22 protein-coding genes and 3 tRNA genes are annotated in these 21,449 nt (G+C 71.2%); 19 read left to right on the top strand and 6 right to left on the bottom strand.

All coding sequences use genetic code 11. The features are described 5' to 3' along the window. Positions 1–160: 160 nt before the first annotated feature. Together M3E84_RS01345 and M3E84_RS01340 are read right to left on the bottom strand one after the other, a co-directional pair. Complete coding sequence (locus tag M3E84_RS01345; protein ID WP_259894158.1) at positions 161–1,513, bottom strand: D-arabinono-1,4-lactone oxidase; 1,353 nt, start codon at positions 1,511–1,513, stop codon at positions 161–163. 85 nt (positions 1,514–1,598) lie between these two features. Beyond that, a complete protein-coding gene (locus M3E84_RS01340) occupies positions 1,599–1,946 on the bottom strand; it encodes a metallopeptidase family protein (protein WP_259894156.1) in 348 nt (115 codons plus the stop codon). Positions 1,947–2,077: 131 nt separating this feature from the next. Between M3E84_RS01340 and M3E84_RS01335 the strand changes: the two genes are divergently transcribed. The 9 genes from M3E84_RS01335 to M3E84_RS01295 all read left to right on the top strand — a co-directional run bounded on the left by M3E84_RS01335 (position 2,078) and on the right by M3E84_RS01295 (position 7,254). Continuing rightward, a tRNA-Glu gene (locus tag M3E84_RS01335) sits at positions 2,078–2,153 on the top strand. 183 nt (positions 2,154–2,336) lie between these two features. After that, positions 2,337–2,410, top strand: a tRNA-Asp gene (locus M3E84_RS01330). A 56-nt stretch (positions 2,411–2,466) separates the two neighbouring features. Further along, positions 2,467–2,539: transfer RNA gene (locus tag M3E84_RS01325), tRNA-Phe, on the top strand. A gap of 100 nt (positions 2,540–2,639) precedes the next feature. After that, entirely contained in the window at positions 2,640–2,963 is a 324-nt protein-coding gene (locus M3E84_RS01320) for an ASCH domain-containing protein (RefSeq protein WP_311200410.1), read from the top strand. Between the two features lie 28 nt (positions 2,964–2,991). Next, positions 2,992–3,456, top strand: coding sequence for a hypothetical protein (locus M3E84_RS01315; protein WP_259894155.1), 465 nt, complete (start codon positions 2,992–2,994; stop codon positions 3,454–3,456). Between the two features lie 203 nt (positions 3,457–3,659). Continuing rightward, the gene (locus M3E84_RS01310) at positions 3,660–4,943 is read left to right on the top strand and encodes a hypothetical protein (RefSeq protein ID WP_259894154.1); all 1,284 of its coding nucleotides are present in this window, start codon (positions 3,660–3,662) and stop codon (positions 4,941–4,943) included. 168 nt (positions 4,944–5,111) lie between these two features. After that, positions 5,112–5,378 (top strand): hypothetical protein, encoded by a 267-nt coding sequence (locus tag M3E84_RS01305; RefSeq protein WP_259894152.1) that lies wholly within the window; start codon positions 5,112–5,114, stop codon positions 5,376–5,378. After that, positions 5,366–5,830, top strand: coding sequence for a hypothetical protein (locus tag M3E84_RS01300; protein ID WP_259894151.1), 465 nt, complete (start codon positions 5,366–5,368; stop codon positions 5,828–5,830). The genes M3E84_RS01305 and M3E84_RS01300 overlap by 13 nt, the downstream gene beginning before the upstream one ends. 134 nt (positions 5,831–5,964) lie before the next feature. Further along, positions 5,965–7,254, top strand: coding sequence for a hypothetical protein (locus M3E84_RS01295; RefSeq protein ID WP_259894149.1), 1,290 nt, complete (start codon positions 5,965–5,967; stop codon positions 7,252–7,254). A 119-nt stretch (positions 7,255–7,373) separates the two neighbouring features. Here the strand turns inward: M3E84_RS01295 and M3E84_RS01290 are convergent, their stop codons facing one another. Further along, positions 7,374–8,834 (bottom strand): amino acid permease, encoded by a 1,461-nt coding sequence (locus M3E84_RS01290; protein ID WP_259894147.1) that lies wholly within the window; start codon positions 8,832–8,834, stop codon positions 7,374–7,376. A 239-nt stretch (positions 8,835–9,073) separates the two neighbouring features. On the opposite strand from M3E84_RS01290, the gene M3E84_RS01285 reads away from it, so the two are divergent. Continuing rightward, positions 9,074–9,856, top strand: coding sequence for an IclR family transcriptional regulator (locus M3E84_RS01285; protein WP_259894146.1), 783 nt, complete (start codon positions 9,074–9,076; stop codon positions 9,854–9,856). Positions 9,857–10,006: 150 nt separating this feature from the next. Continuing rightward, the gene (hutH, locus tag M3E84_RS01280; RefSeq protein ID WP_259894144.1) at positions 10,007–11,617 is read left to right on the top strand and encodes a histidine ammonia-lyase; all 1,611 of its coding nucleotides are present in this window, start codon (positions 10,007–10,009) and stop codon (positions 11,615–11,617) included. Between the two features lie 40 nt (positions 11,618–11,657). Here the strand turns inward: hutH and M3E84_RS01275 are convergent, their stop codons facing one another. Together M3E84_RS01275 and M3E84_RS01270 are read right to left on the bottom strand one after the other, a co-directional pair. Further along, positions 11,658–12,521, bottom strand: coding sequence for a hypothetical protein (locus M3E84_RS01275; protein WP_259894142.1), 864 nt, complete (start codon positions 12,519–12,521; stop codon positions 11,658–11,660). Between the two features lie 34 nt (positions 12,522–12,555). Continuing rightward, complete coding sequence (locus M3E84_RS01270; RefSeq protein WP_259894140.1) at positions 12,556–13,359, bottom strand: exodeoxyribonuclease III; 804 nt, start codon at positions 13,357–13,359, stop codon at positions 12,556–12,558. A gap of 485 nt (positions 13,360–13,844) precedes the next feature. Between M3E84_RS01270 and M3E84_RS01265 the strand changes: the two genes are divergently transcribed. Then, complete coding sequence (locus M3E84_RS01265; protein ID WP_259894138.1) at positions 13,845–15,011, top strand: putative glycoside hydrolase family 15 protein; 1,167 nt, start codon at positions 13,845–13,847, stop codon at positions 15,009–15,011. A 45-nt stretch (positions 15,012–15,056) separates the two neighbouring features. Here the strand turns inward: M3E84_RS01265 and nadE are convergent, their stop codons facing one another. Then, a complete protein-coding gene (gene nadE, locus M3E84_RS01260) occupies positions 15,057–15,878 on the bottom strand; it encodes an ammonia-dependent NAD(+) synthetase (protein WP_259894137.1) in 822 nt (273 codons plus the stop codon). A gap of 129 nt (positions 15,879–16,007) precedes the next feature. Between nadE and M3E84_RS01255 the strand changes: the two genes are divergently transcribed. The 7 genes from M3E84_RS01255 (at position 16,008) to M3E84_RS01225 (ending at position 21,137) form a co-directional block, all read left to right on the top strand. Beyond that, positions 16,008–16,412: a molybdopterin-binding protein gene (locus M3E84_RS01255; RefSeq protein WP_259894136.1), complete on the top strand. Its 405-nt coding sequence runs from the start codon at positions 16,008–16,010 to the stop codon at positions 16,410–16,412. Further along, positions 16,409–17,182 (top strand): molybdate ABC transporter substrate-binding protein, encoded by a 774-nt coding sequence (gene modA / locus M3E84_RS01250; RefSeq protein WP_259894135.1) that lies wholly within the window; start codon positions 16,409–16,411, stop codon positions 17,180–17,182. Before M3E84_RS01255 ends, modA begins: the two co-directional genes overlap by 4 nt. Positions 17,183–17,283: 101 nt before the next feature. Next, entirely contained in the window at positions 17,284–18,177 is an 894-nt protein-coding gene (locus M3E84_RS01245) for an ABC transporter permease (RefSeq protein WP_259894236.1), read from the top strand. Continuing rightward, positions 18,174–18,812, top strand: a complete 639-nt coding sequence (locus tag M3E84_RS01240) for a sulfate/molybdate ABC transporter ATP-binding protein (RefSeq protein ID WP_259894133.1) — start codon at positions 18,174–18,176, stop codon at positions 18,810–18,812. The genes M3E84_RS01245 and M3E84_RS01240 overlap by 4 nt, the downstream gene beginning before the upstream one ends. Before the next feature lie 28 nt (positions 18,813–18,840). Further along, positions 18,841–19,872 carry a Gfo/Idh/MocA family protein gene (locus tag M3E84_RS01235; RefSeq protein WP_259894132.1) on the top strand — a complete coding sequence of 344 codons (1,032 nt, stop codon included), beginning with the start codon at positions 18,841–18,843 and terminating at the stop codon, positions 19,870–19,872. 10 nt (positions 19,873–19,882) lie between these two features. Then, entirely contained in the window at positions 19,883–20,467 is a 585-nt protein-coding gene (gene pyrE, locus M3E84_RS01230) for an orotate phosphoribosyltransferase (RefSeq protein WP_259894130.1), read from the top strand. Further along, entirely contained in the window at positions 20,460–21,137 is a 678-nt protein-coding gene (locus M3E84_RS01225) for an RNA methyltransferase (protein WP_259894128.1), read from the top strand. The genes pyrE and M3E84_RS01225 overlap by 8 nt, the downstream gene beginning before the upstream one ends. Positions 21,138–21,449 lie beyond the last annotated feature (312 nt).

The raw sequence follows: 21,449 nt of genomic DNA, 5'->3' as shown, positions 1-21,449 counted from the left end.
CTCCTCGACGTCGAGGCCGCAGAAGCGCACCCCGTCAACTTCGATGGGGTGCGCTTCTGCGTCCTCAGCGGCGGTGCGTGCCGTCGTCGGGTCGCGGGGCCGCAGGCACGGCCCACTGCGACGGCGTCGCCACCCGCCCGGGGCGGGGTGGCGACTCGGCTCAGAGGCCCAGCAGGCCGCGGGCGGTGTCGTTGAGCAGCAGCCCCCGGGGGTCGGCCTGCTCGCGCACGGCCAGGAAGTCGTCCCAGCGGGCGTACATGGGACGCAGCTGCTCGGCCTGCAGGCTGTGGCGCCCTCCCCAGTGGGGGCGTCCGTCGTGGGCCAGGAAGACCTCTTCGAGGGCCTCGAAGGTCTCCGGGCGCCAGCGCCGCCAGAACTGCCGCACCGTGATCCACCCCGTGTAGCGCGCGTGCGCCGGCGACAGCCAGGTCTCCTCCGGGGCCGAGCAGCGCACGCTCAGCGGAAGGCCCAGGTCTGCCCGCTCGCGCTCGAGCACCTTCTGGACCTCGCGGAAGGTCTCCGGGAGCTGCTCGAGGGGCACGGCCCACTCGGTCTGCAGGAACTTCACGGGCCGTGACGAGGCGAAGACCTTGTACGACAGATCCGTGTAGCGCCGCGAGCTCAGCGACAGCGAATCCAGCCTGTGCAGCCCCGGGATCGCCCGGGGAGCGGCCCCCGCCAGGCGATTCAGGGCCGCCGGCAGGGCGCGGCGCAGAACGGCATCGTCGCTGCGACGCACGCTCTGGGCCACCCGCGAGCCGGGAGCCGACCACTCGGCGGGCAGCCGGTGCAGGCGGCTCATGATGTGCGTGTGGGCGGAGTCGCTGCCCGGGTTCCAGTACAGCTCGAAGTGATCGGCCGAGGCCATGCGCTCGCCCAGTCCCCCGATCAGCGGCTCCAGAGACTCGTTGAACTCGGCGGAGTGCAGGCGGTAGGAGTCTTCGCACTGCACTGTCACGGCGGCGATCACGCCGATGACGCCCAGCCCGGCCCGAGCCGCCTGGAAGAGCTCGGGGCGCTCGGAGAGGGAGCACTCGACGATCTCGCCGGAGGCCAGCACCAGGGTCAGCGCCGCCACCTGGCCCGACAGCGACTGGAAGCCCGCGCCGGTGCCGTGGGTGGCGGTGGAGATCGCTCCGGCGATGGACTGGTGGAGGGTGTCGGGCAGGTTGGAGAAGGCCAGCCCGCAGGAGTCGAGCTCGCGGGTGGCCTGGATCAGCGGGGTGCCGCCCAGGAACGTGGCCCGACGCCCCGGCCGGTCGACCTCCTGCAGCCCCACGAGATCGGTGGTGTCCAGGCGCAGCTGCTGCGGCTGAGCCAGAAGGCTGAAGCTGTGGCCCGTGCCCGTGACCCGGGTGCTCAGCCCTTCCGCCGCGGCCGCGGCCATGGCCTCGGCGAGCTGCTGGATCGTCTGGGGGCGCAGCGTGCGGACGCCCTCCGCCGTCCCCGAGCGGTCCCAGGTGCTCCAGGTCGCGGGGCTCGTCTCCGAGGGCAGTCCGTGCTCTGCGGTCATCGCGGTCTCCTGCTGACGAGTGGTGTGCGGTGGTCTCCTGCGGACATTCTGCCCCGGGCTCCAGACTGTGCGCGCAGACAGGCCCTCAACCCCAGCCGAGTCGGTGCAGTCGGTCCTCCTCGATCCCGAAGTGATGGGCGATCTCGTGCACGACGGTCACGGTGATCTCGTGGACCAGCTCGTCGCGATTGCGGCACATGCGCAGCAGCGGTTCGCGGAAGATGCGGATGTGATCGGGCAGCGAGCCCATCCACGACGAGTCCCGCTCGGTGAGTGGCACTCCTTCGTAGAGCCCCAGCAGCTCCGGCATCCCCTCCGGGGGCCGCGCCTCGACCAGCACGACCACGTTGTCGAGCATGGCGAAGATGTCCTCGGGGATGCCGTCGAGGGCATCATCGACCAGGGACTCGAACTCGGTCTCGCTGATGTCCATCACCCCTTCATCCTCGCGCGAGGGCCTGACATCGGGTGCTGCGTCCCGTCGCGCGGGCATCGTCGGGGCCCTCGAGAGACAGGGCGGACCTGGTATGCTCCGGTTCCGTCCGCGCGCGGTGCGCGCGGTTCGCCCTCATCGTCTAGAGGCCTAGGACACCGCCCTTTCACGGCGGCGACACGGGTTCGAATCCCGTTGGGGGTACCAGCAGCGCACAAGCGCCCGATCGGCATCCGCCGGCCGGGCGCTTCGTCGTCTCCGGGGTGTCCGGGCGGCCTGGCGGAGGCCGCGGACCTCGATTTGCGCGCGGGGGCTGTCGTGGTGCTAATATCTTGCCTCGTTGGAAAACGGCAGGGAGGTCCCGCGGGACCGCCTGAAAGCACTCCACAAGGCCCTGTAGCGCAGTTGGTTAGCGCGCCGCCCTGTCACGGCGGAGGTCGCGGGTTCAAGTCCCGTCAGGGTCGCATGGACGGCGTCAGCTCAGCTGAGGCCGTCTTGGCATCTGAGACACCGGATGCCTGGCTCTGTAGCTCAGTTGGTAGAGCGTACGACTGAAAATCGTAAGGTCACCGGATCGACGCCGGTCGGAGCCACAGCCCAGAAGGCCCTCGCACTGTTGTGCGGGGGTCTTCTGCATGTCCGACGCCCCTGTCGGGGGGTGTCCTCCAACTCCGCCCATCGTTCGAGCGGCCGATTCCTCACCGCATCAGCACGTGGGAGGGCTCCGAGACCCTGATTCGCGACGGCAGCAAGCGCCAGACGGTGCGATACCAAGATCCCTTCGTCCCGGGTCCCGCCGAGATCGAGTTCGAGAAGGCATCCGGCGAGGACGTCGTGATCGCCGCCGAGGTGACTGCCGTGCGCACCGTGCGCCGCGATGAGCTCACCGACCAGGACGCCGTGCGCGATGGCTTCGACTCCCTCGCCCAGCTGCAGGCCGCGCTGGACCGGCACTATCCGCAGATGCCCGCAGACAGCCCCGTCGACATCGTGGACTTCGAGCTGCGCCGCCCGTGACGGCTCGCCCGGCCGCTACTGTGAGGGCGTGAGCCGAACACCCGCACCGCATCGTCTGCTGCCCGCGGCCGCCCTGCTGGCCATCGTCGTGGTGCTGCCGGGATGCTCGGCCGAAGGCGGAATGCCCCTCGAGGGCCCGGAGGTCGTGCCGGGGACGCAGGCCGGCGCGCAGGCCAGCACCGGCTCGCGTCAGCAGGCCGCGCCGCAACCGGGTGCGCCCGAGCAGTGCGCCGTCGTGTCCGAGCTGTACCTCGCCCTCACCCTGCTGCCGCTGGCCGAGGAGGACGGCGCCCCGTCGTTGGATCCGGCCGCGACGGCCGCGGACGTGCGCGCTGCCGCCGACGAGGCACCTGCCGCCGTGCAGGACGACTTCGACGAGGCCGCCGGGCTGCTCGAGGGCTACGGCACGGGCTTGGAGCCGCAGGAGCTCGACGCGCTGCGCACGCGCCTGGAGCCCGTCGAGCTCTGGATCGACCGGCGCTGCGCGAGCTGAGCCGCTGAAGTCCGTGATCGGGATGTGATCCCGGCGCTGGGGTTCATCAGCAGGCTCACTTACAGTGAAGCGTCGGCGCACCGGCGCCCACCGGGACGATCCGCGGCCCCCAGGACGACACGTGGCTGGGGGCCGTTTCACGCTCTGGCCTTCCGCGGCGGAGCCCCCGGGACGGACGACAGATGAACAGGAGCCTGCCCACAGTGTCTCTGAAGAGATCCTTCAAGATCGCCCTGGCCTTCGTGGGCCTGCTCGTGGGAGCGGGATTCGCCACGGGCCAGGAGGTCATCCAGTACTTCCTCTCCTTCGGGGCCATCGGCCTCGTCGGAGCCCTGGTCGCGGGCGTGGTGTTCGCCCTGGCAGGCGCCGTGATCATCCAGCTGGGCAGCTTCTACCTGGCCGAGGAGCACAACCGCGTCTTCCGCAGCGTCGCCAACCCGGTGATCTCGCGCTTCCTGGACATCGGGGTGACCCTGACCCTCTTCGCCGTCGGCTTCGTCATGCTGGCCGGGGCCGGTTCCACGCTCGAGCAGCAGTGGGGCTTCCCCGCCTGGGCCGGTGCGGCGGTGATGACCGTGGTGGTGATGCTGGTCGGGATGCTCGACGTGGACAGGGTCTCCAGCGTCATCTCCACGCTCACGCCGCTGGTCATCCTGGCCGTCGTGGTCGCCTTCGTCTTCACGATGATCAACCTCCCCTCCGACTTCTCCCAGCTCGATGCGATCGCCCAGGAGCAGGAATCGCCGGTGCAGCCGTGGCTGCTCTCGGCGCTGAACTACAACGGCCTGGCCCTGCTGCTGGGCGTGTCCATGTGCCTGGTGATCGGCGGAAGCAATGCCGAGCCGCGCGAGGCCGGTCTGGGCGGGCTGATGGGCGGCACCCTCTACACGGTGCTGCTGCTGCTGGCCTCGACGGCGCTGTACCTCAACATGGACGAGGTCGCTGATTCGTCGGTGCCCATGCTGCGGCTGTTCGAGACCATGCATCCGGTCATGGCCACGATCATGGTGTTCATCATCTTCGCGATGATCTTCAACACCGCGATCGGCATGTTCTACGCCCTGGGGCGCCGGCTCACGGCATCGCATCGGGACAAGTACCGTCCGGTCTTCCTGCTCGCCTGCCTGCTCGGCTACGGCGTGAGCTTCGCCGGCTTCGACACCCTCATGCAGTACGTCTACCCGGCGATCGGCTACACCGGCATGGTGATGGTCGCGGTCATGGTCTACGGCTGGGTGCGCCACCGCTCGGAGATCTCGGAGGAGACCACCCGACGCGGCCGCCTGCGAGCCCTGGTGCGCCTGCGCCGCGACCCGGATAAGGAGTACGCCTCCGGTCACGAGCAGCGCTACGAGCAGGCGGTCCAGGAATCCCCCGCCGACGACGATCGGCTGAGCGAGGTGCTCGAGAAGCGCACGGAGCAGGACTACGACCTCTCGGACGATGAGGACTCCGCGGACCAGGACGGCGACCGCGCCCCAGCCTGATCCGACCCAGGGCGGGCTTCGGCCCGTCCTGCGCCCACCCGAGGAGGACCCCGCAGTACGAAGATGACGGCCGTGAAGGTCGCCCTGTCGTTCGTGGGGCTGATCGTGGGGGCGGGGTTCGCCACCGGCCAGGAGATGATCCAGTAGTACTTCACGTCGCTCGGAGCCGTGGGCACCTGGGGCGCGGTGATCTCCGGGCTGCTGGTCGCGGCGGCGGGGCTGATGACGCTGCTCGAGCTGGGCGCGGGACAGCTCGACGTCGATCGCGTGTCCAGCATCATCTCCGGGATCACGCCGCTGGTGGTCATCGCGGTCCTGGCGGCCTTCCTCCGGACCATGTCCGACCTGCCGCAGGACCTCTCCCAGCTCTGCACCGTGGCCCAGCAGGCCGAATCACCGGTGCGGCCGCGGTCAAGGTGGTCGTGGTCTACCTGATGATCTTCAACACCGTGATCGGGCTGTTCTACGCCCTCGGGCGCCGCCTGACGGTGCGGGCCCCGCATCGATACCGCCCCGTGTTCCTGCTGGTGTGCCTGGCCGGCTTCGGGCTGAGCCTCCTGGGCCTCTCCACGCTGATGTCCTACATCCATCCGCTGGTGGGCTACCTCGGGATGCTGATGATCGTCGTCTTCATCGTCTGGTGGGTGCGCCGACGCGTCCAGGTGGCCCAGGAGACCGGGCGTCGTGACCGCATCCGCGCGCTGCTGCGCCTGCGCGAGGACCTGAAGCGCCGCCTCTCCGCCCGCCACGAGCGCAAGCTGGCCGGGTATCTGAAGGAGTCCTCGGCGCAGGGTGAGACCTTCACCGAGGCGCTGGACCTGGAGCTCATCGAGGAGGCGCGAGGCCGTGCGGCGCGTGCCGACGGCGGCTCCGGACGGACCGAATAGGCAGGTCCCACGAGACCGGGGGATCCTCAGCCTGCTGTGCGTTCGAGCCTACACTCGTCAGAGTTCGCAGCCGCGCCCGCCCTGCATCTCGGTGCGGATCCGGGCGCGCCTCGTCGTCTTTCCTGGAGCACTCCATGCGCATGCGCACCGTCCTGATGACCGCACTGGCCTTCGTGGGGCTGGTGGTGGGTGCCGGCTTCTCCACGGGGCAGGAGGTGATCCAGTACTTCATCTCCTTCGGATCGATCGGCATCGTGGGGGCCGTGCTCTCCGGTGTGGTCATGGCCGTCGGCGGCCTGGTGATCGTTCAGCTGGGCAGCTACTTCCTGGCTGAGGACCATTTCAAGGTCTTCCGCAATGTCTCCCACCCGGTGATCTCCCGGTTCCTGGACGTCTCGGTGACGCTCACGATGTTCGCGATGGGCTTCATCATGGTGGCCGGAGCCGGCTCCACCCTCCAGCAGCACTTCGGGCTGCCCAGCTGGATGGGGGCGGGGCTGATGACGCTGATCGTGATCCTGGTGGGTCAGCTCGACGTCGACCGCGTCTCCAGCATCATCTCGCTGGTGACGCCGCTGGTCGTGCTCGCAGTCCTGGCCGCCTTCGTCTACACGATGCTCCAGCTGCCCGTGGACACGTCCTCCTTCGATGAGATCGCCCGGCAGAGCGAGACCCCCGTGCGCCCCTGGTGGCTGTCCGGGATCAACTACGCCTGCATGAACATGATGCTGGCCGTGTCCATGAGCCTCGTGATCGGCGGCAATCTCCCCAACACCCGCGAGGCCCGCTGGGGAGGCTTCCTGGGCGGTCTGATGTGCGGGTTGCTCGTGGTCATGGCGGCCGTGCTGCTCTACCTGCGCATTCCGCAGGTCGCCGACTCGAGCGTGCCCATGCTGACGACGTTCGAGACCATCCACCCCGCGGCGGCCTCGGTCATGGTCGTGGTGATCTTCCTGATGATCTTCAACACCACCATCGGGATGTTCTACGCCCTGGGTCGGCGCCTGACCGCCGAGCGCCCGCGGCACAACCGCTGGGTCTTCCCGCTGGTGTGCCTGGCCGGGTACGCCGTCAGCTTCGTGGGCTTCTCCACGCTGATGTCCTACCTGTACCCGGTGATCGGCTATGTCGGCATGTTCATGATCGCGCTGTTCGTGGTCTGGTCCGTGCGCCGCCGTGTGCAGATCGTGCGCGAGACCGGCCGCCGCGATCGCATCCGCGCCCTGCTGACGCTGCGCGAGGACCCGCGACGCACCTACACCCAGGGCCACGAGCAGCATCTGGAGCGCTATGCGGGCGAGTCCGTGGCCGACGACGAGGCCATCACCGGCGCCATCGACGTCGAGGTCCTCAAGCAGCACCAGCGCGATCGCAGCGAGCAGCGCGACCAGGACGACACGACGTCGAGCACCCCGTCCGCCTGAGCGTCGCCGCCTGGCCCTCCGCCCTGTCGCCAGGTCATCGGGCGGCCCCGCAGTGTGCGTATAGCTGCTCAGACGCACACAGCGGGGCCGCACGATCCCTCCGGAGGTCCGTCGGCGGCTCAGCCCCCACGGACGCGCGGGGTCGTCGAGGTGCGGTCGTCCAGCTCGGGGCGGGCATGGCCGCGTCCGCGGATGAACAGGTAGCCGATCCCGAGCAGGAGCAGCCACACGACGCCGATCAGCAGCGCCACACGGGTCTCTGGGATGATGCCCAGCACGACGATCACGAGCAGCACGAAGGCCACCGCGGCCCAGGAGGCCACCGGCCACAGGGGCACCCGGAAATCGGACTCGGGGCCGCCGCGCAGGCCGATCTCGCGGCGCATGGCCAGGTGGGAGAGCAGGATCATCAGCCACACCCACACGGTTGCGAACGTGGCGATCGAGGCGATGAAGACGAAGACGTCGCTCATCACGGTGTTGAGCACCGCGCCGAGCGCGAGCACGAGCAGCATGCCGATCACCGTCAGCCACGGCACGCCGGAGCGGGAGACGCGGGCGAAGACCTGGGGCGCGTGCCCCTGCTGGGCCAGGCCGAACAGGACGCGGCCCGCGCCGTAGGTGTCGGCGTTGATCGCGGAGATCGCGGCGGTGATGACCACGAGGTTCAGGATCGACGGCGCCCACGGGACGCCGAGGGCGTCGAAGATCTGCACGAACGGGCTGGTCTCGCCGTCGATGCTGTCCCAGGGCACCAACGACATGATCACGCCGAGGGCCATGACGTAGAAGAGCAGGATCCGGAAGGGGACCGCGTTGATGGCCCGGGGAATGGCATGGCCGGGGTCGTCGGACTCGCCGGCGGTGATGCCGATGGTCTCGATGCCGCCGAAGGCGAAGACCACGACCGACAGCGAGGCGAGCAGCCCCCAGACGCCCTGGGGCATGAACCCGCCCTGGTCGAAGAGGTTGTGCGGGCCGGGGGAGGCATCCGGGGCGTAGGAGACGCCCATGATCATCAGGGCGATGCCGCCGACGATCATGGCGATGATGGCCAGGACCTTGATGCTCGAGAGCCAGAACTCGAGCTCGCCGAAGGTCTTCACGTTGCGGGTGTTGATCGCCCCGATGAACAGGATGACGGCGGTGATCCAGATCCACGCCGGCGTGCCGGGGAACCAGAAGCTCATGTACACGGCGAACGCGGTGACGTCGGCGATGGCGACCACGGCCATCTCGAACACGAAGGTCCAGCCGGTGACGTAGCCGGCGAACGGGCCGAGGTAGCGGGCCGCGTACTGGCCGAAGGAGCCCGGCAGCGGGTGGCGCACGGCCAGCTCGCCGAGGGCGCGCATGACCATGAACACGGCGAGACCGGCGATGAGGTAGACCACCAGAACGGCAGGTCCGGCCATGGAGATGGCCGAGGCGGAGCCGTAGAACAGGCCGGTGCCGATCGCCGAGCCCAGTGCGATGAACTGGATGTGCCGATTGCTCAGCCCGCGCTTGAGCTCGGTTCCTTTCCTGCCGGGAGCGAGGACGGCGGCAGCAGGCTGCCGGGCAGGGTCGTGGTGGGTCATGGGGTCTCCTGAAGATCCAGCTCGCGGGTGCGCTCGGACAGGCAGCGGGCTGAGGATGTGTTCGGCATGGCATATCCTCCCGAGCCGCAGCAGACATCTTGACAGGTGCGGTTCGCCTCTGCCGATTCGGCTGGCACAGTGACGGATGCACATTCACCGAGCCGGGGTCGACGGAGGCCGGAGCCGCCTGTGCGCACGAGCCCCTCAGGGCATTCACGACGACGTGGAGGATGAAGTCCATGGCCGGATCCAAGGTCCCGGCGGCGAGCAGCACCCTGCGCGTCCTGCGCTACCTGGCGGGCAGGGGCGGTCCGGCGGCGGCGGCGTCGATCGCCTCGGCGCTCGAGCTGCCCCGCTCCTCGGTGTATCACCTCCTGCGGGTCATGGAGGAGGAGGGCTTCGTCGTCTGGCTGCCGGAGGAGCACCTCTACGGTCTGGGGGTCGCGGCCTTCGAGCTGTCCTCGGCCTATGTGCGCCAGGACCCGCTGGCTCGGATGGGCCGTGCGGTGCTCTCGCGCGTGGTCGACGACCTGGGGGAGAGCGCCCACCTGGCCACCCTGCACGGCCGCGACGTCCTCTACGTGCTCGAGGAGCGCGCGCCGCGTCGGCCCTCGCTGGTGACCAACGTGGGCGTGCGCATCCCGGCGCACCGCACCGCCTCCGGGCGCTCGATGCTCGCTCTGCTTCCCCGCGCCCAGGTGCGTGCGCTGTACCCCAATCGGGAGGCCTTCGCCGATCAGGGCGAGGGCCTGGCCAGGATCACAACGCCCAGCGAGCTGTCCGCCGAGCTGGTGCGCACCCGCTCCCGCGGCTGGGGTCGGGAGACGGGCGAGGTCACCGAAGGGCTGGAGACGGTCTCGGTCGCTGCCCTGGATCACCGCGACCTGCCCGTGGCCAGTGTGGCCCTGACCTTCCGCAGCCAGGGCGGGCAGGTCGATGACGAGCAGCGCGAGCGCTACGTGCTGCGGCTGCGCCGGGCCGCCGACAAGCTCTCCGCCCGCCTGTACGGGACGAGGCAGTGAGGCGGCGCAGCGGTGCAGGAGTCTGGGATGCCGGACGCTGATCCCTCAGCGCGGTGGAGCCGCCCCAGCCTCCTGTGGTGACATGGCTCACACCTGCAAGCGCGGGGCGGCTCGGAGGATCCCGGCGCCCCAGGGAGGAGCCGACGCACGATGAGCACCCACGAGACGCCCTCGTCGAGCAGCCAGGACGGCGCTGAGCCCGGAGGCCGCCGGCCGGTCGGTGAGCAGTCGACGATCGAGCTGGGCGTCCGGGGGCTGCGCGCCCAGGACGTGATCGCCGTGGCCCGCCGCGAAGCGCGCGTCGAGCTCGCCGAGCAGGCGCGGGCCCGGGTCGCGGAGGTCCGCCGCCACATCGACGCCCTGGCCGATGACCCGCAGCCCGTCTACGGCATCTCCACCGGCTTCGGGGCACTGGCCAACCAGCACATCCCGCAGGAGAAGCGGACCCGGCTGCAGAAGTCCCTCGTGCGCTCCCACGCGGCCGGAATGGGCCCGGAGGTCGAGCGCGAGGTCGTGCGCGCCCTGATGCTGCTGCGCGCCAAGACCCTGGCCTCCGGGCGCACCGGTATCCGCCCGGAGACGCTGCAGACCATGCTCGATGTCCTCAACGCCGGGATCACCCCGGTGGTCCATGAGTTCGGCTCCCTGGGCTGCTCGGGGGATCTGGCGCCACTGGCCCACTGCGCCCTGGTGCTGATGGGCGAGGGCCGGGCCCGTGACCGCGAGGGCCGTGAGCGCCCTGTGCCGCAGCTGCTGGCCGAGGCCGGGATCGAGCCGGTGGTCCTGGCCGAGAAGGAGGGCCTGGCGCTGATCAACGGCACCGACGGCATGCTCGGTCAGCTGATCCTGGCCCTCGACGAGCTGCGGGACCTGCTGCGCATCGCCGACGTCACGGCAGCGCTGTCGGTCGAGGCTCTGCTGGGCACCGACCAGGTCTTCCGCCCCGAGCTGCACGAGCCGCTGCGGCCCCACCCGGGTCAGGCGGTCTCGGCGGCGACCATGCTGGCCGTGCTGCACGGGTCGGGCATCGTGGCCTCCCACCGGCAGGGCGACGACCGCGTCCAGGACGCCTACTCGCTGCGCTGTGCACCGCAGGTGGCAGGGGCAGCCCGGGACACGCTGGACTACGCCGTCCAGGTGGCCGAGCGGGAGCTCGCCGCCTCGATCGACAACCCGGTGGTGCTCGAGGACGGACGCGTCACCTCGAACGGGAACTTCCACGGGGCGCCAGTGGCCTATGTCCTGGACTTCCTGGCGATCCCGGTGGCAGACGTGGCCTCCATGGCCGAGCGCCGTACCGATCGGATGCTCGACCCGTCGCGCTCGCACGGTCTGCCGCCGTTCCTGGCCGATGACCCGGGCACCGACTCGGGGCTGATGATCGCGCAGTACACGCAGGCGGGAATGGTCTCTGAGCTCAAGCGGCTGGCGGTGCCGTCGTCCGTGGACTCGATCCCGTCCTCGGCCATGCAGGAGGACCACGTCTCGATGGGCTGGCACGGCGCGCGCAAGCTGCGCAGGGCTGTGGAGGGCCTGCGCCGCGTGCTGGCCGTCGAGCTCTTCACGGCTCTGCGCGCGATCGCCCTGCGGGCTCCGCTGGAGCCGAGCCCTGCCGCGGCCGCGGTGCTGCGCGAGCTCGAGGGCCGCACAGGCGCCCCGGGCCCAGATCGCTTCCTGGCTCCGGAGCTGGCCGAGGCGGAGGACTACCTGCGCTCGGGCCGGTTCCTGGCCACGGTGGACGCCGTCCTGGGGGAGGGCTGAGCAGACGGGCGGCTGCGGCAGATCCGCAGCGCCGTGCGGCTCAGCTCGCGTGCTCCAGCTGCGCGATCGGCAGCCAGCGGCGCACCAGCCGCCGCAGGGCGAGCGCCGTGGATTCCAGGTCTCCGTCTCTGGCGAAGGCCATGGCATCGGCCATGTCGCGGGGGCTCTCGTCCGGCTGCAGGCGATCGGCGACCGCGCCGTAGTCCAGGGTGATGAGCGCCCCGTGCCCGAAGGAGCCGACCCATCGCGACAGCCGCTGCAGATCCTCGGCGAGCTCGGCCACGTCCTCGCGCTGCAGCGACGCGATGGCCCCGGAGGCCTCCCCGGCGCGCTGGGCGGCCACAGAGGCAGGGGCGATCAGCCGGTGGACGATCCGCCCGCGGAACGGGGTACGCACCAGGTCCTCTTCGAGGAACAGGGCGAACCAGGACAGCGGCACCGTCCAATCCGACTGGCGGGCGTACTGCGGCAGGAACTGCTCGGGGGCAGCACTCCGGGCGCGGCCGGCGACCTCGTCATGGGGCAGCAGCAGGGACAGCAGCGCGGCGTCCTGATCGCCCTCCTCGGCCGCGGCGAACAGCTGCAGGCTGCGGCGCAGGCGCTGCGACGGGTGGAACAGCGGCCTGGGCAGGCCTTCGTCCGGGTGCGCCGGAGCGGCTGAGCTCGGCAGTCTCCACAGGGCGTCGAAGCGAGGAGGCAGGGAGCCGTCCTCGGCGGCGGCCAGCCGGGCCAGCTGCTCCTCGAGCTGCGCTGCCGAGCCCTCCTCCGGCGGCAGCGCTGCGGGGACCAGGGGCTGGTAGATGCCGTCGAGGTCGTCCTGCGGCACGTAGACGCGCAGGGCGAAGCGCTGCGCCGGTGCGGCCGATGCGCGCCAGGCGCTGCCGAGCCCGCTCAGCCGCGCCACGGCAGCGACCCCGGCACCGCGACGACGGCGGTCATCACTCGACCTCGATGACGACGGGAACGTGATCCGAGGCGCCCTTGCCCTTGCGCTCGTCGCGGTCGATCGAGGCGCCCGTGACGCGCTCGGCCAGCGCCGGGGAGCACAGCTGGAAGTCGATGCGCATGCCCTCGTTGCGGGGGAAGCGCAGCTGTGTGTAGTCCCAGTACGTGTAGACCTCCGGGCCGGGCAGGCGCTCGCGCACGACGTCGCGATACCCCTCGTCCAGGAACGCCTGGAAGGCCCGGCGCTCCGGGGCGGAGACGTGGGTCATGCCGTTGTCCAGGAAGAACTGCATGTCCCAGACGTCGTGGTCCTGCGGCGCCACGTTCCAGTCGCCCACCAGGGCGATCTGCGCCCGGGGATCCTCCTGCAGCCACTCGCGGGCGCGGTCGCGCAGCACGGAGAGCCACTCGAGCTTGTAGGCCATGTGCGGGTCGTCCAGGCCGCGGCCGTTGGGGATGTAGAGAGACCAGACGCGCACCCCTGCGCAGGTGGCGGCGATCGCGCGCGCCTCCTGGACGGCCTCCTGGCCCTCCTTGCCGAACGACGGCTGCCCCGAGAACGTGCGCTCGACGTCCTCGAGGCCCACGCGCGAGGCGATGGCCACCCCGTTCCACTGGCTCAGCCCGAAGTGCGCGACCTCGTAGCCGGAGAACTCGAAGGCCTCCCAAGGGAAGGACTCGTCCTTGGCTTTGGTCTCCTGGATGGCCAGGACATCGGCGTCCGTGCGCTCGAGCCAGGCCTCCACGCGATCGGCGCGGGCACGGATCGAGTTCACGTTCCAGGTGGCGATCTTCATGGTCCCCAGGGTATCGGGGGCGGCCGACGCCGCAGCCGGGGAGTCGACGCAGCACGCGGGCGGGATGCCGGGAGCCCGTCGACACAACGGGTCACAGTCATCCGCCGCGATTCAGCCCGACCCCCGATCGGCGGTGTCCGCCCACGTGCGAGCGGGGTGCTCCGGAACACGTTGCTGACGTGCAGAGATGATGATTGTCGTTGGAACCGGACGGCATCGATCCTGTGCTCCTCGGGGCTCGCAGGGGGGTGTGCTGGCCGTGCCGTTCGCCCTTGAGGGGACATGCCCCGCGTTGCCGCTCCGATGCGCGGTCGGTTCCAATGTGTCTGCCCAGCGCGGAATCGCGCGGCGCCGCGGGCAGCGGCGCAGGGGCGACGGTGGGGGCCGTCGCCCGGTACAGGGAAGTCCCGGCGACGGCATCGTCCGCGACCGGGCATGGGTCGTGCGCAGTGCGCGCCGGCCGACGAGAAGGGGGAGCGGAACACATGGCCGATTCGACGGACAGCGCTCGAGAGCGCATCGGGGGCGGACGTCCGGGCGCGTGGGTGCGGCTGGGAGGCGTCGCCAGCGAGGGCAGGCGCGCACTGGAGATCGGGCACGCCGTGGGCGAGCTCGGCACGGTCGTGCTGGAGCCGTGGGAGACGGCCGCCGCGCAGCAGCTGAAGTCCGAGGACCCGGCGGTCGTGGTGCTGTGCCGCAGGCGCACGCTGATCCTGGACGAGAACGAGGCCGGGCCCGTGCGCCCGAACGGGCTGTCCTTCGACGAGGCGGCGGCCCATGGCTGGGTGGCCCGCAGTCGTGCCGAGGAGGACATCACGTGGGAGGCCCACCCGGGCCAGTGGCAGCTGCGGATCTGGGACCCCGCCTGCCGCACCGCCTGGACCGAGGCGGTCGCCCGCGAGCTGTCGGACTCGCCCTTCGACGGCGTGCTGGCCGATGACCTGGACCTCGACGACTACCCGCTGGATCTCCCGCTGCCGGATCTGGGCTCGGACACCCAGCTGCGCGAGGCGCACGATGCCCTGATCCGCCAGGCCGGCGCGGCGCTGAACGAGATCGGCAAGCTGCTCGTCGCCGTCGTGGAGGATGCGCGGCGGACGCCGGCGCGCTGGGTCGAGCTCTCGGCCTGGGGCGGGGTGTGCGAGCCGACGTGGCTGACCACGGCCCACGGACGGATGCTCGACCCCGGGGCCGCCCGGCAGCAGGCCTCGCTCATCACCGGCGACGGACCGGGCCGGGTGCCGGCCGAGCAGCTGGTGCTCGTGCGGATGCCGATCGCGCCGTCGCTGCTGCGTCGCACCGAGCTGGACCAGGCCCAGGAGCAGCAGCTCGTGCGCTGCGGGCTGGCGGCGTTCTGGGTCTTCGGCGCCGGGCGCGGCCGCTTCGCCGCGGGCTCCCGCGACGGCACCCGGGCGCACTGGATCCCGGAGATGCAGTGGGACCTCGGAGCCCCGCTGGGACCTGCCGAGGGCGTGGTGAGCATGTGGTCGCGCGAGTTCGAGGGCGGCTGGGCCGTGGTCAACCTGGCCTCCGACGGGCGGCGTCGCCGTCATGTGACGATGCCCGAGGGCATGGTCGGCCCGGACGGGGCCCCGATGCGCGGCACCCAGGTCCTGGGCCCTCACCAGGGCATCCTGCTGCGCCGCGCCTGAGGGCGGCGGCCTGGGCTGCTGGCGCCCGGGCCTCTCAGCGAGTGCTCAGCGCCACCAGTCGTCGAGCAGCGTGGCCGGGGTGGTGCGCTTGTGCCGGGTCATCCGCCAGCGAGCCTCGATCCGCTCGGCGATCTCGTCGGGGACCTGGCGGCCCTCGAGATAGTCGTCGATGCTGTCGTAGCCCAGCCCGAGCTCGTCCTCGTCGGTGCGACCGGGGGAGGCGTCGAGCAGATCGGCGGTGGGTGCCTTGGACCACAGCGACTCGGGCCCGCCGAGGTGGCGGACGATGCTGCGGATCTGGCGCTTGTCCAGGCCGAACAGCGGCAGGACGTCGGCGGCGCCGTCGCCGAACTTGGTGAAGAAGCCGGTCACGGACTCCGCGCCGTGGTCCGTGCCGAGCACGAGCAGGCCCCGCTGGCCTGCGATCGCGTACTGGGCCACGGCGCGCACTCGGGCCTTGATATTGCCCTTGTTGAAGTCGCTGGTCGCAGCGCCCAGGGCGGCCTCGACCTGCTCGGCGATCCCGTCGGCTCCGGGGGCCACATCGACCGTGAGCGCCTCGTCGGCGCGGATGAAGCGGAGGGCCTCCTGGGCGTCGTCCTCATCGGCCTGCACACGGTAGGGCAGGCGGACGGCCACGAACGAGGCCTCCCGCCCCTCCTGCCGCATCTGCTCGACGGCCAGCTGGGCCAGCCGCCCGGCCAGGGTCGAGTCCACGCCGCCGGAGATCCCCAGGACGAATCCGGGGCAGTGGGAGGCCGCCGCGTAATCGCACAGCAGCTGTACGCGGCGCTGGACCTCCTGCGCCGGATCGATCCGGGGCTGGACGCCCATCTCCTCGATGATCGCCTTCTGCAGTTTGCGCATGGACTCATCGTAGCCAGCCGTCCGGGGCGGCAGCTGCTGGGTGCCAGCCGACCGTGACGGTGACGCCGGATCTGCGGAACATCCGGCAATCTCCAGCCGCATCTGCGGAACCCGAATACGGTGAGGGGCATGAAGGCTCTCTCCGTGGCCCAGGCGGCCTCCTTCCTCGGCGTCAGCGACGACACCGTCCGGCGCTGGATCGCCGCGGGCAGGCTCACCGAGCACCGCGACCGCACCGGCCGCGGCGCGGTCGATGCGCTCGAGCTCGCGCAGCTGGCCAGGAGCCAGGCGCCTCAGCCGGAGGACCCCACGGCCGTGGTCAGCTCGGCGCGCAACCGCTGGGTCGGCCTGGTGACCGAGGTCCGCTCCGACACCGTGATGTCCCAGGTCGAGATGCAGTGCGGTCCGCACCGCGTGGTCTCGCTGATGTCCACGGAGGCTGTGCTGGAGCTGGGCCTGGAGCCCGGCTCGATCGCCACCGCGTCGGTCAAGGCCACCCACGTCGTCGTCGACGTCCCGGGGGAGGGGCGATGAGCGCGCGGATCCTGCGCCCGCTGGTGCTCGCGGCCGTCGCCGTGCTCGGCCTGAGCGCCTGCGGCAGCGCGGATGACGGCAGCGACGACGAGCAGCAGCAGAGACTGACCGTATTCGCGGCCGCCTCGCTCACCGACAGCTTCACGGACCTGGCCGAGCAGTTCGAGGAGGACCACCCCGGGGTCGACGTCCAGCTGAGCCTCGCCGGCTCCTCCTCGCTGGTGACCCAGCTGCAGGAGGGCGCCGACGCCGACATCCTGGCCACCGCGGATGAGCGGACCATGGAGCAGGCCGCCGAGTCGGGGCTGCTCGAGGGAGATCCGCAGATCCTGGCCACCAACACGCTGACGATCGCGGTGCCCGCCGGCAACCCCGGCGGCGTCGACTCCTGGGAGGATCTGGCCTCCTCCGAGCTCGACACCGTGATCTGCGAGCAGCGCGTGCCCTGCGGTGCTGCGACCGTCGAGCTCGAGGACATCACCGGGGTGCGGGTGGCCGTCGTGAGCGAGGAGAGCTCGGTGACGGACGTGCTCGGCAAGGTGACCTCGGGACAGGCCGACGTCGGCGTGGTCTACCGCACCGACGTGACCTCCGCCGGCGATCAGGTCGAGGAGATCGAGATCCCGGACGCGGACCAGGCGATCAACCGCTACCCGATCTCGGTGCTGGCGGATTCGCAGCACCAGGAGCTCGCCCAGGAGTTCTCGGACTTCGTGCGCAGCGACACCGGGCGGCAGCGGCTCGAGCAGGAGGGCTTCGGGGCCCCGTGAGCGATCACGTCCGAGGACAGGCGACCCGTGCGCCGCGGGACCAGGGCGCAGCGCGCTCGCGGGGAGGTGCCGTTCGGCCCCCGCGTGCCGGGCGCCCCCGCCTGGCGCTGCCCGGCTGGCTGCTGATCCCCGCGGTCGTCGGTGCGGCGCTGATCGCGCTGCCCGTGCTGGGGATGGTCCTGCGAATCGATCCCGGGCGGCTCTGGCCTCTGATCACCTCGGAGGCCTCGCTGGAGGCGCTGTGGCTCAGCCTGCGCACCGCCGCGGTGAGCACGGTGCTGTGCATCCTGCTGGGCACGCCCATGGCGCTGATCCTGGCGCGCACCTCGCTGCCCGGCCACCGCTTCGTGCGCTCGGTCGTCCTGCTGCCCCTGGTGCTGCCGCCCGTGGTGGGCGGACTGGCCCTGCTCTACGTCTTCGGGCGGGCGGGTCTGCTGGGCCGCCACCTGGAGGCGCTCGGGATCGAGATCGCCTTCTCCACCGCCGCCGTCGCGCTCGCGCAGACCTTCGTGGCGCTGCCGTTCCTGGTCGTGGGCGTCGAGGGCGCCCTGCGCAGCGCCGGTGATCAGCACGAGGCGATCGCGGCCACCCTGGGGGCATCGCCGTCGACGGTGCTGCGCCGGGTCACGCTGCCGCTGGTGCTGCCGGGGCTGGGCTCGGGCGCGGTGCTGGCCTTCGCCCGGTGCCTGGGGGAGTTCGGCGCGACGCTGACCTTCGCGGGATCCCTGCAGGGCGTCACCCGGACCCTGCCCCTGGAGATCTACCTGCAGCGGGAGTCCGATCCGCAGGCGGCCGTGGCGCTGGCGCTCGTCCTGGTGCTGGTCGCGGTGCTGATCGTGGGGGTCTCCGCGCCCCGGCAGCTCGAACGGGCCCGTCCCGTGGGCGCTCGTCATGCCGGGCCTCGGGACGACGGCAGGGGAGAACCTGCTCCCGGGGACGACGATCCCCACGGGCCCGTCGTCGCCGCTCCGGTCTCCGGCGGTGAGCGCCCGTGAGCCTGCGCGCGCAGTTCGCGATCGCCCAGCGCGGCCTCGCCGTCGGCCTCGAGGTCGCCGACGGGCAGACCGTTGCCCTGAGGGGACCCAACGGCTCCGGCAAGTCCACGATCCTGGAGGTGCTGGCAGGTCTGCTGGTGCCCGATCGGGGCAGTCTCGAGCTGGGAGGGCGCCGGTTGATGGATCTGCACGGCCGCGGCCTCTGGGTTCCGCCGCACCGGCGACGGATCACCCTCATGGCCCAGCGACCGCTGCTGCTGCCCCACCTGGACGTGCTCGACAACGTCGCCTTCGGGCCCCGCGCCCAGGGGGCCGGGCGCGCCGAGTCCCGACGGCGGGCCCGCCGCTGGCTCGAGGAGACCGGCGCCGAGCACCTCGCGCGGCGTCGAGCCCACGAGCTGTCGGGCGGGCAGTCCCAGCGCGTCGCCCTGGCCCGGACACTGGCCGCCGAGCCCGAGGTGCTGCTGCTGGACGAGCCCCTGGCCGCCGTGGACGCCGCCGGGACCCGGGACCTGCGCGAGCTGCTCGCGCGCCACCTGGAGGGCCGCACCGCCGTGGTGGTCACCCATGACCCCGACGACGCCCGCGCGCTCGCCGATCGCAGCCTGCACCTGGAGTCCGGGCGGATCCGCTGAGTCGCACCCCCGTGCCAGCATGGAGGCCATGAGCGCCTCCGATCCTGTCCTGACCGCCACCGGCCGCACCCTGGGCTGGGGCGTGATCTCCACCGGAGCGATCGCCGGCAAGGTCGTGCCGGGCATCGCCGCCCTGGACGACGCCCGCATGGTCGCGGTGTCCTCGCGCACCGCCGAGGCCGCGGAGGCCTTCGCCGCCGAGCACGGGATCGAGCGGGCCTACGGGGGAGCGGGCGGCATGCAGCGGCTGCTCGCCGACCCGGAGGTCGACGTCGTCTACATCGCCACGCCCCACGGGCAGCACCACGAGCACCTGCTGGCCGCGCTGGGTGCGGGCAAGCACGTGGTGTGCGAGAAGGCCTTCACCATGACCGCCGGGCAGGCCAGGGAGGCCATCGAGCTGGCCCGGGAGCGTGGGGTGTTCCTCATGGAGGCGCTGTGGACGCGCTTCACGCCCGTGCGCTGCCGCATCGCCGAGATCCTCGAGGCCGGAGAGATCGGGCGTGTCCGCTGGGTCCAGGCGGACCTGGGCTTCCGCGGCCCCGACGACGACCAGCACCGCCTGTGGCGCGTCGACGCCGGCGGCGGCGCCCTGCTCGACATGGGCTGCTACGCCCTGCACTGGCCGTGGCTGGCACTCGGGGAGCCGACCCGGCTGAGCGCCTCGGCGGTCTTCCGCGGCGACGTCGACGGACTCACGCAGATCAGTCTGCAGACCGAGCACGGCGGCGCCCAGATGACCGTCTCGCTTCTGTCCCAGGGTCCGCGCCGGGCCGTGATCTCCGGCGAGGACGGCATGATCGAGATCGCCTCGCCCATGCACCGCCCGGGGTCCTTCACGGTGACCGACGCCCAGGGCGAGCGCCGGGAGGAGAGCTTCGATGTCGTCGGCGCGGGGTACTGCTACGAGATGCGCGAGGCCACCCGCTGCATCCAGGACGGCCTGCAGGAATCTCCCGTGATGCCGTGGGCGGACACCCTCCGGCAGATGGAGCTGCTCGACGAGCTGCGCGCCCAGATCGGGCTGCGCTACCCCGATCACGACTCACCCGCCGCCTAGAATCTCCACCATGACCACTCAGACGCAGACCGCCCTGGATCCCGCCGCCGCTCGCGAGAGGCTGCGCGAGCTCATCGTCGAGCTCGCGGTCGTGCGCGGGCGGGTCACCCTGGCCTCGGGCATCGAGGCCGACTACTACATCGACCTGCGCCGCGTGACCCTGCAGCACGAGGCCTCCCGCCTGGTGGGTCAGATCATGCTCGGTCTGCTCGACGAGGCGGGGATCGACTTCGACGCCGCCGGCGGACTGACCATGGGCGCCGACCCGGTCGGCTCGGCGATCATGCACGCAGCCGGCGACGCCGGACGCCCCATCGACACCTTCGTGGTGCGCAAGGCGCAGAAGTCCTACGGCATGGGCCGTCAGGTCGAGGGCCCCTCGGTCGAGGGGCGCCGCGTGGTCGTCGTGGAGGACACCTCCACCACCGGCGGCTCCGCGCTGACCGCGGTCGAGGCCCTGCAGCGCGCCGGAGCGGAGGTGGTCGCGGTCGCGATCATCGTGGACCGCGCCACCGGCGCCAAGGAGCGCATCGAGGAATCCACCGGCGTTCCCTGCCTCTACGCCTTCGGCAAGGACGAGCTCGGGCTTGACTGAGCCCTCCTCGCCGGGCGCAGGGTCCGAGCCTCCGGCAGAAGCCGGGGCCCCGCAGGTCGGCGTCGGGCCCTGGGAGGGGGCGTGGCCGGAGGGCGAGCACTGGGATCCGGAGCTGCTGCGCCTCGGCGATCGGCGCAACGTGGCCGACGAGTTCCGCTACTGGCGGCTGGAGGCGATCGTCGCCGCCCTGGACGAGCGGCGCCACGACTTCCATGTGGCGATCGAGAACTGGGGCCACGACTTCAACATCGGCTCGGTGGTGCGCACAGCCAACGCCTTCCTGGCACGGGAGGTCCACATCATCGGGCGCCGCCGCTGGAACCGGCGCGGGGCCATGGTGACGGAGCGCTACCAGCATCTGCGCCATCACCCCACCTCGGAGGAGTTCCTGTCCTGGGCGCGGCAGGAGGGGCTGCCGGTGATCGCCGTGGACAACGTCCCCGGCTCCGAGCCGCTCGAGCTCTTCGACCTGCCGCAGCGCTGCGTCCTGCTGTTCGGCCAGGAGGGCCCCGGCGTCTCGCCCGAGGTCCTGGAGGCGGCCACGGCCACCGTGGCGATCGAGCAGTTCGGCTCGACCCGCTCGATCAATGCCGGTGCCGCGGCAGCTGTGACCATGCATGCGTGGATCCGACGGCATGTCCACGGGCAGATCCCCGCTGGTGAGAGCTGAGACCTGCCTCTCTAGAAATGCTATTGCATCTATATAAGTGCGAATTCATCGTACCCGCGCGTAGCAACTCGTCATAGTCCGCTGCGACCAGCGCGAACAGGTGTGATCGCGGTCGTGTCCTGAAAATGAACGATCCGCAAGATCGCGGGCATGACCTCGCTCTATGACAGTTCATCGTCCCTGGTTGGAGCGGAGCCGTGGTGAAGGTCACCGCGACAAGATGGGAAGGCTCCCGTCGTCTCGGCCCATTCTTGAGGGGCGCGACGACCATTCCCGCAGGAATGTCTGACAGCTCAGCGGACCGGGGAGTCC

Source organism: Kocuria sp. p3-SID1428, assembly GCF_025149945.1.
In the GTDB taxonomy this organism is placed as follows: domain Bacteria; phylum Actinomycetota; class Actinomycetes; order Actinomycetales; family Micrococcaceae; genus Kocuria.
Note: the sequence above shows the minus strand (reverse complement) of the source record. Positions and strands in the feature narration are given on the sequence as shown.